The organism is Pseudomonas sp. KCJK9058 (assembly GCF_046230975.1).
In the GTDB taxonomy this organism is placed as follows: domain Bacteria; phylum Pseudomonadota; class Gammaproteobacteria; order Pseudomonadales; family Pseudomonadaceae; genus Aquipseudomonas; species Aquipseudomonas alloputida.
The window spans coordinates 1-14,221 of the sequence record NZ_JBJJLR010000042.1 but is presented as its reverse complement, the minus strand read 5'-3'; the positions used below and the strand labels follow the sequence as shown (position 1 = coordinate 14,221).

Here is a 14,221-nt window from a genome sequence, read left to right as displayed (position 1 = left end):
ACAATCTCCTTTGCTAGCGGTGCAACTCGGCCGGCTCCGCTACCGGCTGGCCCTGCCCTGCGCGCGGCTTGCACCACAGCAGGTAGGACGCCACCAGGAACACCACCCAGATCACGCCGACGATCAATGCCGCCTGGGTGTCCGGGAAGTAACCGAGCACGCCAAAGATGAACACCATGAACGCAATGGCTATGGCCGGGCCGTATGGCCAGAACGGTACCGGGAACTTGAGCTGGGCCACGTCCTCGCGGCTCATGCTGCGGCGCATGGCTACCTGGGTGAGCAGGATCATCAGCCACACCCACACCGTGGCGAAGGTGGCGATCGAGGCAATCAGCAGGAACACATTTTCCGGGATCAGGTAGTTGAGCAATACGCCGATCAGCAGCGCAGCCCCCATCACCACGACGGTCATCCACGGTACGCCATGTTTCGACAACTTGCTGAAACCGCGCGGGGCGTGGCCTTGCTGGGCCAGGCCATACATCATGCGGCCAGCGCCAAAGATGTCGCTGTTGATGGCGGAGATGGCAGCGGAAATCACCACGACGTTCAGCACGGCAGCGGCAGAGCCAATGCCCAGGTTGCTGAAGATCTGCACGAAAGGGCTGCCCTGGCTGCCGATCTGCGGCCATGGGTACAGGCACATCAGCACGAACAGGGTGAGCACGTAGAACAGCAGGATCCGCAGTGGCACCGCGTTGATCGCTTTGGGAATGACGCGCTGCGGGTCTTTTGCCTCGCCGGCAGTGACGCCGATGATCTCGATACCGCCGAAGGCGAACATCACCACGGCAAACGACGCGATCAAGCCACCCACGCCGTTAGGCATGAAGCCGCCATGGTCGAACAGGTTGCTCATGCCCACGGCATGCCCGGTACCCACCTGGCTGAAACCGAAGGCCATGATGCCGAGGCCGGCCAGGATCATCGCCACGATGGCGCCGACCTTGAGCAGCGACAGCCAGAATTCCATTTCGCCGAATACCTTGACGTTGCACAGGTTGAGGCCGCCGATCAGGAAAACGATGCCCAACACCCAGATCCAGCGGGCTACCTCCGGGAACCAGAAGCCCATGTAGATACCGAACGCGGTGACGTCGGCGATGGCGACGATGACCATCTCGAAAGCGTAGGTCCAGCCAAGGATGAAACCGGCCATTGGGCCGAGGTAGGTGGTGGCGTAGTGGCCGAAGGAGCCGGCCACCGGGTTGTGCACGGCCATTTCGCCAAGAGCGCGCATGACCATGAACACTGCAGCGCCGCCGATCAGGTAGGCCAGCAGCACGGCCGGGCCTGCCATCTGGATGGCCGAGGCAGAGCCGTAGAACAGACCGGTGCCGATGGCGGAGCCGAGGGCCATGAAACGGATGTGGCGGGCACTTAGCCCGCGCTTGAGACCTTGAGCTTGTTGCATGTCACGTCCTTGAATTGTTTTTGTGGTCGTGAGATTGAGCGGCTGCTGCGCAGCCCCTTCGCGGGCAAGCCCGCCCTACATGGATAGCGTTTGCCTATCGCAGTCTGTGTAGGAACGGGCTTGACCGCGAAGGGCCGCCAAGCGGCCCCAAGGGGCATTACAGGCTTGGCAGCACACCCGCCGGCAGCAAGCCGGTCAGACTACCCTTGGCCAACAGGTCCACGGCCTTTTCGATATCCGGCGCGAAGAAACGGTCACGGTCGTAATGCGGCACCTCGCTGCGCAGCGCCTGGCGCGCCTGCTCCAGCTTGGCCGAAGTCTTCAGGCCTTTGCGCAGGTCCAGGCCCTGGCACGCGCCCAGCCATTCGATGGCCAGCACGCCACGGGTGTTTTCGGCCATTTCCCACAGGCGCTTGCCGGCAGCCGGGGCCATCGACACGTGGTCTTCCTGGTTGGCCGAAGTTGGCAGGCTGTCGACGCTGTGCGGGTGCGACAGCGCTTTGTTCTCGCTTGCCAGGGCGGCAGCGGTGACCTGGGCGATCATGAAGCCAGAGTTGACCCCACCGTTTTCCACCAGGAACGGCGGCAATTGGGACATGTGCTTGTCCATCATCAGCGAGATGCGGCGCTCGCTGAGCGAACCGATTTCGGCGATGGCCAGGGCCAGGTTGTCGGCGGCCATGGCCACCGGTTCGGCGTGGAAGTTGCCGCCGGAGATCACATCACCTTCGGCAGCGAACACCAGCGGGTTGTCCGACACGGCGTTGGCTTCGATGCCCAGTACCTCGGCGGCCTGGCGCAGCTGGGTCAGGCAGGCACCCATGACCTGCGGCTGGCAGCGCAGCGAGTACGGGTCCTGAACCTTGTCGCAGTTCTTGTGCGACAGCGACACTTCGCTGGAGTCGCCCAGCAGGTCGCGGAAGCAGGCAGCGGTGTCGATCTGGCCGCGCTGGCCACGCACTTCGTGGATACGCGCATCGAACGGCGAACGCGAGCCCAGCGCAGCTTCGACGCTCAGGCCACCGCAGGCGATGGCAGCGGCATACAGGTCTTCGCCCTGGAACAGGCCACGCAAGGCATAGGCGGTGGAGGCCTGGGTACCGTTGAGCAGGGCCAGGCCCTCTTTGGCGGCCAGGGTCAGCGGCTCGAGGCCGGCAATCGCCAAGGCCTCGGTGGCCGGCAGCCACTGGCCCTTGTAGCGTGCCTTGCCTTCACCCAGCAGCACCAGCGACATATGCGCAAGCGGCGCAAGGTCACCGGATGCGCCGACCGAGCCTTTCAGCGGGATGTGCGGGTAGACTTCGGCGTTGACCAGGGCAATCAGCGCGTCGATGACTTTGCGGCGGATGCCGGAGAAGCCACGGCTGAGGCTGTTGATCTTCAGCACCATGATCAACCGCACCAAGTCGTCATCCAGCGGCGCGCCGATACCGGCGGCGTGGGACAGCACCAGCGAACGCTGCAGGTTCTCCAGGTCATGGCTGGCGATGCGGGTCGAGGCCAGCAGGCCGAAGCCGGTGTTGATGCCGTAGGCAGTACGGTCTTCGGCAATGATCTGTTCGACACAGGCGACGCTGGCGTCGATGGCCGGTGCGGCGCTGGCATCCAGTTGCAGGCGCACGGGCGCGGCATGGATCGCGCGCAGCTGGGCCAGGGTCAGGGTGCCAGGCTTGAGGGTGAGTTCGGTCACGTTACTACTCCAAATCGCGTGGAGCCGCAGGCCCGCTTGTGGGTGCCTGCGCGCTCCTTCTTGTTGTTCAGTATCACCCCTTGCAGGGTGCGATCCAAAGCGTGGTGATCAGCCGGTGATCATCGGCAGGTCCAGGCCCTGCTCCTTGGCGCAGTCGATGGCGATGTCATAACCGGCATCGGCGTGACGCATGACGCCAGTCCCTGGGTCGTTGGTCAGTACCCGGGCGATGCGCTCGGCGGCCTCATCGGTACCGTCGCAGACGATGACCATGCCCGAGTGCTGCGAGAAGCCCATGCCCACGCCACCGCCATGGTGCAGCGATACCCAGGTGGCGCCGCCTGCGGTGTTCAGCAGGGCGTTGAGCAGCGGCCAGTCGGAAACAGCGTCCGAACCATCACGCATGGCCTCGGTTTCGCGGTTCGGGCTGGATACCGAGCCGGAGTCGAGGTGGTCACGGCCGATCACCACCGGTGCCGACAGCTCGCCGCTGCGGACCATTTCGTTGAAAGCCAGGCCCAGCTTGGCGCGAAGGCCCAGCCCTACCCAGCAGATACGTGCCGGCAGCCCCTGGAAGCTGATGCGCTCGCGGGCCATGTCCAGCCAGCGGTGCAGGTGGGCGTCGTCGGGGATCAGTTCCTTGACCTTGGCGTCGGTCTTGTAGATGTCCTCGGCTTCACCGGACAGCGCCGCCCAGCGGAACGGGCCGACTCCGCGGCAGAACAGTGGGCGGATGTAGGCCGGGACGAAGCCTGGGAAGTCGAAGGCATTGGCCACGCCCTCTTCCTTGGCCATCTGGCGGATGTTGTTGCCGTAGTCGAAGGTCGGGATGCCCTGCTTCTGGAAGTCCAGCATGGCCTGCACGTGCACGGCCATCGACTGCTTGGCAGCCTTGACCACTGCAGCTGGTTCAGTCTGCGCGCGGTCGCGGTACTGTTCCCAGGTCCAGCCGGCAGGCAGGTAGCCGTTCAGTGGGTCGTGGGCGCTGGTCTGGTCGGTGACCATGTCCGGGCGCACGCCACGTTTGACCAGCTCTGGGAGGATTTCGGCGGCGTTGCCATGCAGGGCGATGGAGATGGCCTTGCCTTCGGCGGTGTACTTGGCGATGCGTGCCAGGGCGTCGTCGAGGTCAGTGGCCTGCTCGTCGACGTAGCGGGTTTCCAGGCGGAAGTCGATACGGCTCTGCTGGCATTCGATGTTCAGCGAGCAAGCCCCGGCCAGGGTCGCGGCCAGTGGCTGGGCGCCGCCCATGCCGCCCAGGCCAGCGGTGAGTACCCACTTGCCTTTCAGGCTGCCGCCGTAGTGCTGGCGACCGGCTTCGACGAAGGTTTCATAGGTGCCCTGGACGATGCCCTGGCTGCCGATGTAGATCCAGCTGCCGGCGGTCATCTGGCCGTACATGGCCAAGCCTTTGGCGTCCAGTTCGTTGAAGTGTTCCCAATTGGCCCAGTGTGGCACCAGGTTGGAGTTGGCGATCAGCACGCGCGGTGCGTTGCTGTGGGTCTTGAACACACCGACCGGCTTGCCCGACTGCACCAGCAGGGTTTCGTCGTCTTCCAGGCGGGTCAGGGTTTCGACGATCTTGTCGTAGCAGGCCCAGTTGCGCGCGGCGCGGCCGATACCGCCGTATACCACCAGCTCTTTCGGGTTTTCCGCGACCTGTGGATCGAGGTTGTTCATCAGCATGCGCAGTGGCGCTTCGGTCAGCCAGCTTTTGGCGGTCAGCTTGTTGCCACGTGGGGCACGGATTTCAACGTCACGGTATTTGTTGTTGTCGGTCACGGGAAAGGTCCTCTGCGGTCGTCCGCGGGCGGGTATGTCGTGGTCAATATACAAACACACCTTTACTTGTATGTACAAGCATGGACAACCAAAATAATTGGACCTTGCCGTTCCTGGCTTGACTTCTTGGGGGGGGGTGAAGCGAGCGCCGGTCCGGCTTGAGTTCTGCGGCGGTGCGAAGATCGAGCGCCGGTCCGGCTTAAGTTCTGCGGCGGTGCGTAGATCGAGCGCCGCGCGGGCGGCGCTCGATCTCACAGGCGCAGAATGTGTCGAGGCGGACACCTGGCGGCGCTCGATCTCACAGGCGACAAAAACCTACAGCCAGGCCCTCAGCACTCAACCAGTTCGATCAGGCAGAACCGCCCCTGAACCTCCAGCCCCAGCAATTCATCATTGCCTTCCAGCCGCAAGCAGTCGAACAACCCCAACCGCTGCGTCTCGCGCCCGGCAATAGTGACTTCGACCAGGCTGCTGGCAGCAAACAACAACACCGTCGACGCCGAGCTGTACACCCGGCTGGTGCCATCCAGCCACTGCAGCCGCGCCCGATATCGCTGCGGTGCATAGATCAGGTTGAAATCGCGGATCGCCCCGCCCAGCAACTTGCAGCTGACCTGGCTCTCGCCGCTGAACGCAAACGCATCGAACGCCAGCAATGGCCGACTGGCCTGGCCGTCGACCAGCAGGCGCATGCCGTCGCCCTGCAGCACGGTGATGATCCGCTGGTAGCCGGCGAAGGTGGAAAAGCCGCCCGACTCTTCGATGTCGGCAATCGACAGACGCCAGCCAAAACCGTCCAGGCCCTCGCCACTGTCGCGGGTGATCTCTTCGGTGAAACCGCCACCGTTCTTCCAAGGCATGCGCGGGTAATCATGCGCACGCAACAACTGCAACTGACTCATTTGCTGAAACGTCCTTCCAGGCGATGACGGGAACCGGGGTGGATCAGCCGTGCAGCGGTCACCGGCTGGCGGCCGGACCAGGTGCGACGACGAATCAGCAGGCAAGGCTCGCCCCGCTCGATCTGCAACAGGCGGCATTCTTCCGGCTCGGCCAGGATCGCCTCGACCACATGCTCACCTTCGGTCAACGGCGCCACCTGGGACAGGTAGGCGTAAGGCGTCTGCCGGGTGAAATCCTGCTTGAGGTAATCGGGCGCAATGGCCGCGTTAACGTAGCGGTCCTCGATCTGCACCGGCACGCCGTTCTCGAAATGCACGATCAGCGAATGGAACACCCGCTGACCTTCACGCATGTCCAGAGCCAGCGCCCGCTCGGAGCCGGCCGCTTCTTCGGCAAGCGTGATCACCTGGCAGCTATGCTGGTGCCCGCGCGCGGCAATTTCATCGGCAATGTTGTTGACCTCGAACAGCGCCGAACGGCCCTTGGGCTCGGCCACGAAGGTGCCGACCCCTTGCATGCGCACCAGCAGGCCCTCGGCGGTGAGTTCACGCAGGGCGCGGTTGATGGTCATGCGGCTGAAACCCAGCTCGTTGACCAGCTCGCTCTCGGAGGGTACCCGGTGATGCGGTGGCCAGCTGCCGTTGTCGATCTGCTGGATGATCATCTGTTTGACCCGGGCGTAGAGCGGCGCCGGGCCCTCGCCCATCTGGGCAACCAGCACGGAGACAGGAGGTGTCGGCACGGCGATGGATCCTTGTGCAAATGAAATGAGCGGTAGCTTGCCGCAGTTTACCCGGCAGGCAAACGCCTGTATATGTATATACAAGTTAACAATAACAGGATTCCACCGATGTCAGCCTACTTCGCCGAACGCGCCCTGCTACCTACGGGCTGGGCCAGCCATGTGCGTATCGAGGTCGCCAGCGATGGCCGCGTGGCCAGCATCGAGCCTGGCGCTTCGGCCGAAGGCGCCGAGCGCCTGGCCGGCCCGCTGCTGCCCGGCATGCCCAACCTGCACTCGCATGCCTTCCAGCGCGCCATGGCAGGCCTGGCGGAAGTTGCCGGCAACCCCAACGACAGTTTCTGGACCTGGCGAGACCTGATGTACCGCCTGGTCGGGCAGATCAGCCCAGAGCAGCTTCAGGTCATCGCCCGCCAGTTGTACATCGAGATGCTCAAGGCCGGTTATACCTCGGTGGCGGAGTTCCACTACGTGCACCACGACCAGGCCGGCAAGCCCTACGCCGACCCGGTCGAGCTGTCGCGACGCATCAGCGCGGCCGCAGCCGACAGCGGCATCGGCCTGACCTTGCTGCCGGTGCTGTACAGCCATGCAGGCTTTGGCGGCCAGGCGCCGAACGACGGGCAGCGGCGCTTCATCAACTCCACCGGGCAGTACCTGCAGCTGCAAGCCCAGCTCGCCCCGCTGCTGGCCGCGCAACCGGCGCAGCAACTGGGCCTTTGCTTCCACTCGCTGCGGGCGGTAACGCCTGGGCAGATCGCCGAAGTGTTGGCGGCCAGCGACAGGCAGTGCCCAGTGCATATTCACATCGCCGAACAGCAGAAGGAAGTCGACGACTGCCTGGCCTGGAGCGGCCTGCGCCCGCTGCAGTGGCTGTACGAGCACGTGGACGTGGACCGCCGCTGGTGCCTGGTACACGCTACCCATGCCGAACCGGACGAAGTCACTGCCATGGCCCGCAGCGGCGCAGTGGCCGGGTTGTGCCTGACCACCGAAGCCAACCTGGGCGATGGGATCTTCCCGGCAGTGGATTTCCTGGCACAGGGCGGGCGTATGGGCATTGGCTCGGACAGCCATGTGTCGTTGAGCGTGGTGGAGGAGCTGCGCTGGCTGGAATATGGCCAGCGCCTGCGGGACCAGCGGCGCAACCGCCTGTATCGCGGCGACCAACCGATGGTCGGGCGCACGCTGTATGACGCGGCGTTGGCCGGTGGTGCACAGGCGCTGGGGCAGGCGGTCGGCGAGTTGGCGGTGGGCAAGCGTGCCGACTGGCTGGTGCTCGATGGGCAGGACCCCTACATCGCCATGGCGGAGGGTGATGCCATTCTCAACCGTTGGCTGTTTGCCGGCGGCGATCGCCAGGTGCGCGATGTGATGGTGAATGGGCAGTGGGTGGTGCGCCAGGGGCGGCATGCGCAAGAAGAAGAAAGCGGGCGGGCGTTTGCCGAGGTGTTGCGCCAGCTTTTGGGCTGAGTGTACCGGGGCTGCGTTGCAGCCCTTCGCGGGCAAGCCCGCTCCCACAGGTTGGACTGCCCCACAAAATGTCTTGGGGGCAGCCCAGGGTTCAGTGCAGAACCTGTGGGGTTTGCCCGCGAAGGGTTGCAACGCAACCCCAAAAAAACTCAGTGCATTTTTACTATTTGCTGATCGGACGCCCGCCAGATCAAGCGGCTGGTGTCATACCCCTGCTGCCGCGCCCTGGACAGCAGGTTCTCACGCTCCCAGGCCGGCAGTGTCGGCGTGCGCGACAGAATCCAAAGGTATTTGCGGTCCGGGCTGCCGACGATGGCCGTACGGTAGTGGTCGTCCACATAAAGAATCCAGTACTCACCCCGCGCCACCCCAGGCACCAGCCTGGTGAACCAGTTATCGAACTCGACCCACAGCTTGTCGGTGTGCCCCGGCTCCTGGATATTCGCATGCCCTTCGGCGCGAAGCCATTCATCACCCATGGTGCGGCAGCGGTTGAGCACGCCATAACTGCCATCAGGCCTGAGGTTGTAATGGGCCTCGGACTGCTCGCAGCCTTCCTGGTAGCGCATGGGCAGGCGCGCCAGCTCATACCATTTGCCCTGGTAGCGTTTGAGATCGACATGGCCGGCGGTTTTCGGCGCCAGCGGGTCGTGCACGGAACCTGCACAACCGCCCAGCAGCAACGCCAGGCAAACCCCCATCAGCAGGTACGCACGCCTCATTTGAGGCCCTGCCCGGAATACATCAGCACCTTGTCAGCTGCGTACTGCACGCTGATGAAGCTCTTCTCGTCCCCCCAGGTGCAGCTGCTCATGCCCAACGCGCCAGAACACTCGGTCGGCGTGCCGAGCAACTGCTCGACCTCGGCCTTGTTCATACCGGCCTTGATCTTGGAATAGTTTTCCTGATTGATCTTGCTGCAGGCAGTCAGCACGACGCACAGCGACAACAGGGCGAGGGAACGCAACGACATGAAGGGACACTCCTGAAAGATGATACAGGCGAGTGGCCTGCAGTGACCTTCGACGTGAAAATCCCTCCCAGGTTCCCTGCCCCACCCCCTATGTCCCTACACCATTGGTCGGATGGCCACTACTGTGCGATTAATCACAAAGCATTAATCATGCGCCCAATAAAAAAGGCCGCCCCCAATGGGAGCGGCCTTGCGTCGCGATGCCTGCACAGCAGGCCCCTTGGGCCTCAGAACCGGGACCCAGGCTCCAGCAAAAAGTCCATCTCTTCGCTGGTGCTCGGCCGCTCCAGCACCAGGTTGCGGTGCGGGAAGCGCCCGAAACGGGCAATTACCCGCTGGTGCTGCTCGGCATAGTCGAGGAAGCCTTCAAACAGCCGGCGGTTGGCCTCGGGCTGTTCGTCCAGCAACATTCGATAACGCTCCACGCACAGGTTCTGCCAGTCCAGCACTTCGGCATGCTCCAGTACCAGCAGCACGAACACGCGCTGGATCGGCAGCAACTGGTAATCCCAGCCCTTCTGCAGGCCCTGCATGGCCACCACCTGGGCACGCCGGTCGCCCTCGAAGGCACGCGGCGTGTCGCGGTAGATCATGCGTGGCAGCTGGTCGAGCAAAATCAGCAGGCCCAGCCAGCCCTGCGGGCTTTGCTGCCACTCTTCGAGCCCACCCGCCAGGGCATGCTCGACCAGGTCGCCAAACAGCGCATGGGCCTCGGCATCGTAATGTTTGCCGAACCACAGCGTGCTCTTCTCGTCAGCCACGGCCTGGGCACTGGTGCCCCAACCGAACCACCACTCCAGCAACGGCTGCCAAGGTGCGAGCATGACTTACTCCTTGTGGTAAGCAGTGACGCGCTCGACCTCTTCCTTCGAGCCGAGAATCACCGACACGCGCTGGTGCAGGCTTTCTGGCTTGATGTCGAGGATGCGATCGTAACCGTTGGTGGAAGCGCCACCGGCCTGTTCGATGATGAACGACATCGGGTTGGCTTCGTACATCAGGCGCAGCTTGCCCGGCTTGCTTGGTTCGCGGGCGTCACGTGGGTACATGAACAGGCCGCCACGGGTCAGGATGCGGTGCACGTCGGCCACCATCGAGGCGATCCAGCGCATGTTGTAGTTCTTCTTCAGCGGGCCGGTCTCGCCTGCCAGCAGTTCGCCCACATAGCGCTGTACTGGGGCTTCCCAGTGGCGCTGGTTGGACATGTTGATGGCGAACTCGGCGGTGGTCTCCGGTACGCGGATGTTTTCGTGAGTCAGCACGAAGCTGCCCAGTTCGCGGTCCAGGGTGAAGCCCTTGACGCCGTTGCCCAGGGTCAGGATCAGCATGGTCTGCGGGCCGTAGATGGCATAACCGGCAGCAACCTGCTCGGTACCTGGCTGCAGGAACGCTTCTTCGTTGAGGCTTTCGTTCTGGCTCAGGTACTGGTTAGGGCAACGCAGAACCGAGAAGATGGTACCGACCGACACGTTGACGTCGATGTTCGACGAACCGTCCAGCGGGTCGAAGACCAGCAGGTAGGCGCCTTTCGGGTACTTGCCCGGGATCTGGTACGCGTTGTCCATTTCTTCGGAAGCCATGCCAGCCAGGTGACCGCCCCACTCGTTGGCTTCCAGCAGGATATCGTTGGAAATCACGTCCAGTTTCTTCTGGACCTCGCCCTGCACGTTTTCAGTGCCCATGCTGCCCAGCACACCACCGAGGGCGCCTTTGGACACGTGATGGCTGATTTCCTTGCACGCACGCGCTACCACTTCGATCAGGAAGCGCAGATCGGCAGGGGTATTGTTGCTGCGGGTCTGCTCAATCAGATAGCGACTCAGGGTAACGCGGGACATGTATGGCTCCGAACGGATTGGGGGGATGAAAAACCCCCGCAGTTTACAGGGAGAGTGACGGGCTAGCGAGTGATGAGACTCGCCACGGCTCTCAGACGGCACAATAGGTCGGTAGTTCAGCCTTCGCCAGGCCGGTGGTCTGGTTGTGGGGCCATTCGCGGACGCGCCCGCGCCTACAGGTGGATAAGGGCCCTGTAGGCGCGGGTTTACCCGCGAACAAGCCAGCACAGGCCCGCCTCAGTCCAGCGCCTTCCAGATCTCGGTCGCATACTCGCGAATGGTCCGATCCGAGGAGAACCAGCCCATCCGCGCGGTATTGAGCACCGCCTTGCGCCACCACTCCTGCGGTGTGTGCCACAGATCCTCGACCCGCCGCTGGGCATCCCAGTAGGCATCGAAATCGGCACACACCAGGAAGCGATCGTAGGCCACCAGGCCGTCGATCAACCCGGTGTACCGAGAAGGGTCGTCTGGCGAGAACACACCACTGCGGATGGCCTGCAACACATCGGTCAAGCGGTTGGAAGCAGCTATGGCGGCATTGGCGCCAAAATCACCGGCACGCTTGCGCGCTTCAACCTGCTGCGCGGTCAGGCCAAAGATGAACATGTTGTCGGCCCCCACCTGTTCGCACATCTCCACGTTGGCGCCATCCAGGGTGCCGATGGTCAGCGCACCATTGAGGCCGAACTTCATGTTACTGGTACCGGAAGCTTCGTAACCCGCGGTGGATATCTGCTCGGAAAGGTCCGCCGCCGGGATGATGCTCTCGGCCAGGCTGACGTTGTAGTTGGGCAGAAACACCACCTTCAGCAGGCCGCGCACTGTCGGGTCGTTGTTCACCACCCGGGCGATGTCGTTGGCCAGCTTGATGATCAGTTTGGCCTGGTGGTAACTGGCCGCAGCCTTGCCAGCGAAGATCTTCACCCGCGGCACCCAGTTGGTGCCAGGGTCGTTGCGTATGGCCTGGTACAGTGCAACGGTGTGCAGCAGGTTGAGCAACTGGCGCTTGTATTCGTGAATACGTTTGACCTGAACGTCGAATAGCGCCTCGGGGTTGACCGTGACGCCGATACGATCCTGAATGATGCTGGCCAAGGCGCGCTTGCTGTGCAGCCGCTGGGCAGCGAACTGTTTGCGGAAACCGGCTTTTTCGGCGAACGGCACCAGGCCCGCCAGACGCGTCTGTGGGTCGTCCTTGAGTTCCGGCCCAAGCGCCTCGACCAGCATCTCGGTCAGTTGAGGGTTGGACTGGTACAACCAGCGGCGGAAGGTAATGCCGTTGGTCTTGTTGTTGATCCGTTGCGGGTAGAGCTTGTGCAGTTCGGAGAACACCGTGCTTTTCATCAACTTGCTGTGCAGCGCCGACACGCCGTTGACGCTGTGCGAGCCGAGAAACGCCAGGTTGCCCATGCGCACCCGTCGGCCGTTGTCTTCTTCAATCAGCGAAACCGCGCGCAGCACGTCGAAGTCGTGCAGGCCTTTGGCCCGCAACGCATCGATATGGTAGGCATTGATCAGGTAGATAATCTGCATGTGCCGCGGCAGCATGCGCTCCATCAGCGCTACCGGCCAGGTTTCCAGGGCTTCTGGCAACAGGGTATGGTTGGTGTAGGCGAGCGTGCCGACAGTCAGCTCCCAGGCCTTTTCCCAAGGCACTTCGTGCTGATCTACCAGCAACCGCATCAGCTCCGCCACCGCAATCGAGGGGTGGGTGTCGTTTAGCTGGATGGCCGCTGCATCAGGCAGGTTGAGCAGGTCCTTGTGCATGTTCAGGTGGCGCCGCAGCAAGTCCTGCAGCGAAGCCGAGACGAAAAAGTACTCCTGGCGAAGGCGCAGTTCCTGACCGGCCTCGGTACTGTCGGCGGGATAAAGCACACGCGAAATGCTCTCGGCACGCGCCACTTCAGCCACAGCCCCCAAATGGTCACCGGCGTTGAAGCGCTCCAGGTGCAGCTCTTCCAGCGCCCGCGCACGCCACAGGCGCAGGGTGTTGACGCTGGATCCGCGCCAGCCGACTACCGGCGTGTCGTAGGCCACCGCCCGCACCGTCTCGCCAGGCCACCATACCTGGCGCTGGCTACCGCTTGCATCGTGCACCGTTTCGACACTGCCGCCAAAACTGATCGGGTAGATCACCTCGGCGCGCTCGAACTCCCAGGGGTTGCCGAAATCCAGCCAGTTCTCGGTCTGTTCCTGCTGCCAGCCATCGACCACGGCCTGACGGAACAGCCCGTGCTCGTAGCGGATGCCGTAACCATGGGCAGCGATACCCAGGGTAGACATGCTCTCCATGAAGCACGCAGCCAGACGGCCAAGGCCACCATTGCCCAGCGCGGCGTCCGGCTCGAGCAGGCGAATGCGTTCGAGGTCCACATTCAGCCCTTCCAGCGCATCGCGGGCGACGTCCAGCAGGCCCAGGTTGCTCAGGCTGTCGTACAGCAAGCGGCCGATGAGAAACTCCAGGGAAAGGTAGTAGACACGCTTCTGGCTGCGCCGATAGGCCTGCCGGGTGTGATCCATCCAGTGGTCGACCATGTGATCGCGCGCAGCCAGGGCAATGGCTTCGAACCAGTCATGGTCGAAGGCGTGCTCGGGATCCTTGCCGACCGCGTAGGTCAGCTTGTTCAGTACAGCAGCGCGAAAATCCGCGACTTCGGCGTCACGTGCTTTGGGTTCCTGGGACATGCGGCATCCTCGGGCAAGTTGACGAAAGCGGAGGGAGAGTGTTGAGACTAGACCCTTCGACAGAGAGCGACAGTTACGGTTCGCAGTTTTCATGCCCACTCTGCGATTCCGGCAAAAGGTTGTTCATAAATTGAACAATTCCGGTATCATCGCGCGCCCCAAGACCGTGATCCACCCTATAAAGATGAAAACGACCCTGATCGCCGCGGCCGAAGTCGACCGCCTGGAGACCTGGCAGCGCTACACCAGCAACATGTGCCATGGCTGCCATTCGACCTGCTGCACCCTGCCGGTGGAGGTGAAGATCAAGGATCTGATCCGTATCGGCGTGGTCGACGAGTTCGAAAAAGACGAACCCCCCAAGAACGTGGCCAAGCGCCTGCAAAAAGAAGGCATCATCGAGCGCTTCAACCAGAAGTCCGGGATCTTCACCCTGACCCGGATGAGCAACGACGATTGCATGTACCTGGATCGTAAAAGCCGGCTGTGCACCATTTATGACAAGCGCCCGGATACCTGCCGCAACCACCCCAAGGTCGGGCCGCGGCCGGGGTATTGCGCCTACAAGCCCAAGGTGGTTGGGCGCTGATCTATTGCCTGCACCGGCCTCTTCGCGGGCAAACCCGCTCCTACAGGTCTTGACCTTTGTGGATATCCTGTAGGAGCGGGTTTACCCGCGAAGAGGCCGGTACCACCAGCACAAAAAACCCAGACA

General features: G+C 62.9%; 12 protein-coding genes. 2 read left to right on the top strand and 10 right to left on the bottom strand.

Features of this window, described 5'->3' with window-relative positions; genetic code table 11:
• Positions 1 to 13: 13 nt before the first annotated feature.
• The 5 genes from ACK59Z_RS20005 to hutC form a co-directional block, all read right to left on the bottom strand.
• A complete protein-coding gene (locus ACK59Z_RS20005) occupies positions 14 to 1,417 on the bottom strand; it encodes an amino acid permease (protein WP_409293597.1) in 1,404 nt (467 codons plus the stop codon).
• 157 nt (positions 1,418 to 1,574) lie between these two features.
• Positions 1,575 to 3,107, bottom strand: coding sequence for a histidine ammonia-lyase (gene hutH / locus ACK59Z_RS20000; protein WP_003249248.1), 1,533 nt, complete (start codon positions 3,105 to 3,107; stop codon positions 1,575 to 1,577).
• Between the two features lie 108 nt (positions 3,108 to 3,215).
• Entirely contained in the window at positions 3,216 to 4,889 is a 1,674-nt protein-coding gene (gene hutU, locus ACK59Z_RS19995) for a urocanate hydratase (RefSeq protein ID WP_004577162.1), read from the bottom strand.
• 329 nt (positions 4,890 to 5,218) lie between these two features.
• Positions 5,219 to 5,791, bottom strand: coding sequence for a HutD family protein (locus ACK59Z_RS19990; protein ID WP_004576933.1), 573 nt, complete (start codon positions 5,789 to 5,791; stop codon positions 5,219 to 5,221).
• Positions 5,788 to 6,498, bottom strand: coding sequence for a histidine utilization repressor (hutC, locus tag ACK59Z_RS19985; protein ID WP_173881450.1), 711 nt, complete (start codon positions 6,496 to 6,498; stop codon positions 5,788 to 5,790). Before hutC ends, ACK59Z_RS19990 begins: the two co-directional genes overlap by 4 nt.
• A gap of 144 nt (positions 6,499 to 6,642) precedes the next feature.
• Between hutC and ACK59Z_RS19980 the strand changes: the two genes are divergently transcribed.
• Positions 6,643 to 8,007 (top strand): formimidoylglutamate deiminase, encoded by a 1,365-nt coding sequence (locus tag ACK59Z_RS19980; protein WP_409293596.1) that lies wholly within the window; start codon positions 6,643 to 6,645, stop codon positions 8,005 to 8,007.
• A gap of 149 nt (positions 8,008 to 8,156) precedes the next feature.
• Here the strand turns inward: ACK59Z_RS19980 and ACK59Z_RS19975 are convergent, their stop codons facing one another.
• The 5 genes from ACK59Z_RS19975 to ACK59Z_RS19955 form a co-directional block, all read right to left on the bottom strand.
• The gene (locus tag ACK59Z_RS19975) at positions 8,157 to 8,729 is read right to left on the bottom strand and encodes a lipocalin family protein (RefSeq protein ID WP_019752666.1); all 573 of its coding nucleotides are present in this window, start codon (positions 8,727 to 8,729) and stop codon (positions 8,157 to 8,159) included.
• Positions 8,726 to 8,980 (bottom strand): outer membrane protein assembly factor BamE, encoded by a 255-nt coding sequence (gene bamE / locus ACK59Z_RS19970; RefSeq protein WP_003249234.1) that lies wholly within the window; start codon positions 8,978 to 8,980, stop codon positions 8,726 to 8,728. The genes ACK59Z_RS19975 and bamE overlap by 4 nt, the downstream gene beginning before the upstream one ends.
• Positions 8,981 to 9,207: 227 nt before the next feature.
• Positions 9,208 to 9,804: a DUF924 family protein gene (locus ACK59Z_RS19965; RefSeq protein ID WP_012053931.1), complete on the bottom strand. Its 597-nt coding sequence runs from the start codon at positions 9,802 to 9,804 to the stop codon at positions 9,208 to 9,210.
• A 3-nt stretch (positions 9,805 to 9,807) separates the two neighbouring features.
• Positions 9,808 to 10,818: a class 1 fructose-bisphosphatase gene (locus ACK59Z_RS19960; RefSeq protein ID WP_003249230.1), complete on the bottom strand. Its 1,011-nt coding sequence runs from the start codon at positions 10,816 to 10,818 to the stop codon at positions 9,808 to 9,810.
• Positions 10,819 to 11,055: 237 nt separating this feature from the next.
• Positions 11,056 to 13,506, bottom strand: coding sequence for a glycogen/starch/alpha-glucan phosphorylase (locus ACK59Z_RS19955; protein WP_012053932.1), 2,451 nt, complete (start codon positions 13,504 to 13,506; stop codon positions 11,056 to 11,058).
• A 184-nt stretch (positions 13,507 to 13,690) separates the two neighbouring features.
• Between ACK59Z_RS19955 and ACK59Z_RS19950 the strand changes: the two genes are divergently transcribed.
• Positions 13,691 to 14,095, top strand: coding sequence for a YkgJ family cysteine cluster protein (locus ACK59Z_RS19950; protein ID WP_003249225.1), 405 nt, complete (start codon positions 13,691 to 13,693; stop codon positions 14,093 to 14,095).
• Positions 14,096 to 14,221: the final 126 nt, after the last annotated feature.

Excerpts from the sequence above, each read along its gene's own strand:
- ACK59Z_RS20005 (WP_409293597.1), bottom strand. The coding sequence starts at position 1,417 with ATGCAACAAGCTCAAGGTCTCAAGCGCGGGCTAAGTGCCCGCCACATC.
- ACK59Z_RS19990 (WP_004576933.1), bottom strand. The coding sequence starts at position 5,791 with ATGAGTCAGTTGCAGTTGTTGCGTGCGCATGATTACCCGCGCATGCCT.
- hutC (WP_173881450.1), bottom strand. The coding sequence starts at position 6,498 with ATGGGCGAGGGCCCGGCGCCGCTCTACGCCCGGGTCAAACAGATGATC.
- ACK59Z_RS19980 (WP_409293596.1), top strand. The coding sequence starts at position 6,643 with ATGTCAGCCTACTTCGCCGAACGCGCCCTGCTACCTACGGGCTGGGCC.
- ACK59Z_RS19975 (WP_019752666.1), bottom strand. The coding sequence starts at position 8,729 with ATGAGGCGTGCGTACCTGCTGATGGGGGTTTGCCTGGCGTTGCTGCTG.
- bamE (WP_003249234.1), bottom strand. The coding sequence starts at position 8,980 with ATGTCGTTGCGTTCCCTCGCCCTGTTGTCGCTGTGCGTCGTGCTGACT.
- ACK59Z_RS19965 (WP_012053931.1), bottom strand. The coding sequence starts at position 9,804 with ATGCTCGCACCTTGGCAGCCGTTGCTGGAGTGGTGGTTCGGTTGGGGC.
- ACK59Z_RS19960 (WP_003249230.1), bottom strand. The coding sequence starts at position 10,818 with ATGTCCCGCGTTACCCTGAGTCGCTATCTGATTGAGCAGACCCGCAGC.
- ACK59Z_RS19955 (WP_012053932.1), bottom strand. The coding sequence starts at position 13,506 with ATGTCCCAGGAACCCAAAGCACGTGACGCCGAAGTCGCGGATTTTCGC.
- ACK59Z_RS19950 (WP_003249225.1), top strand. The coding sequence starts at position 13,691 with ATGAAAACGACCCTGATCGCCGCGGCCGAAGTCGACCGCCTGGAGACC.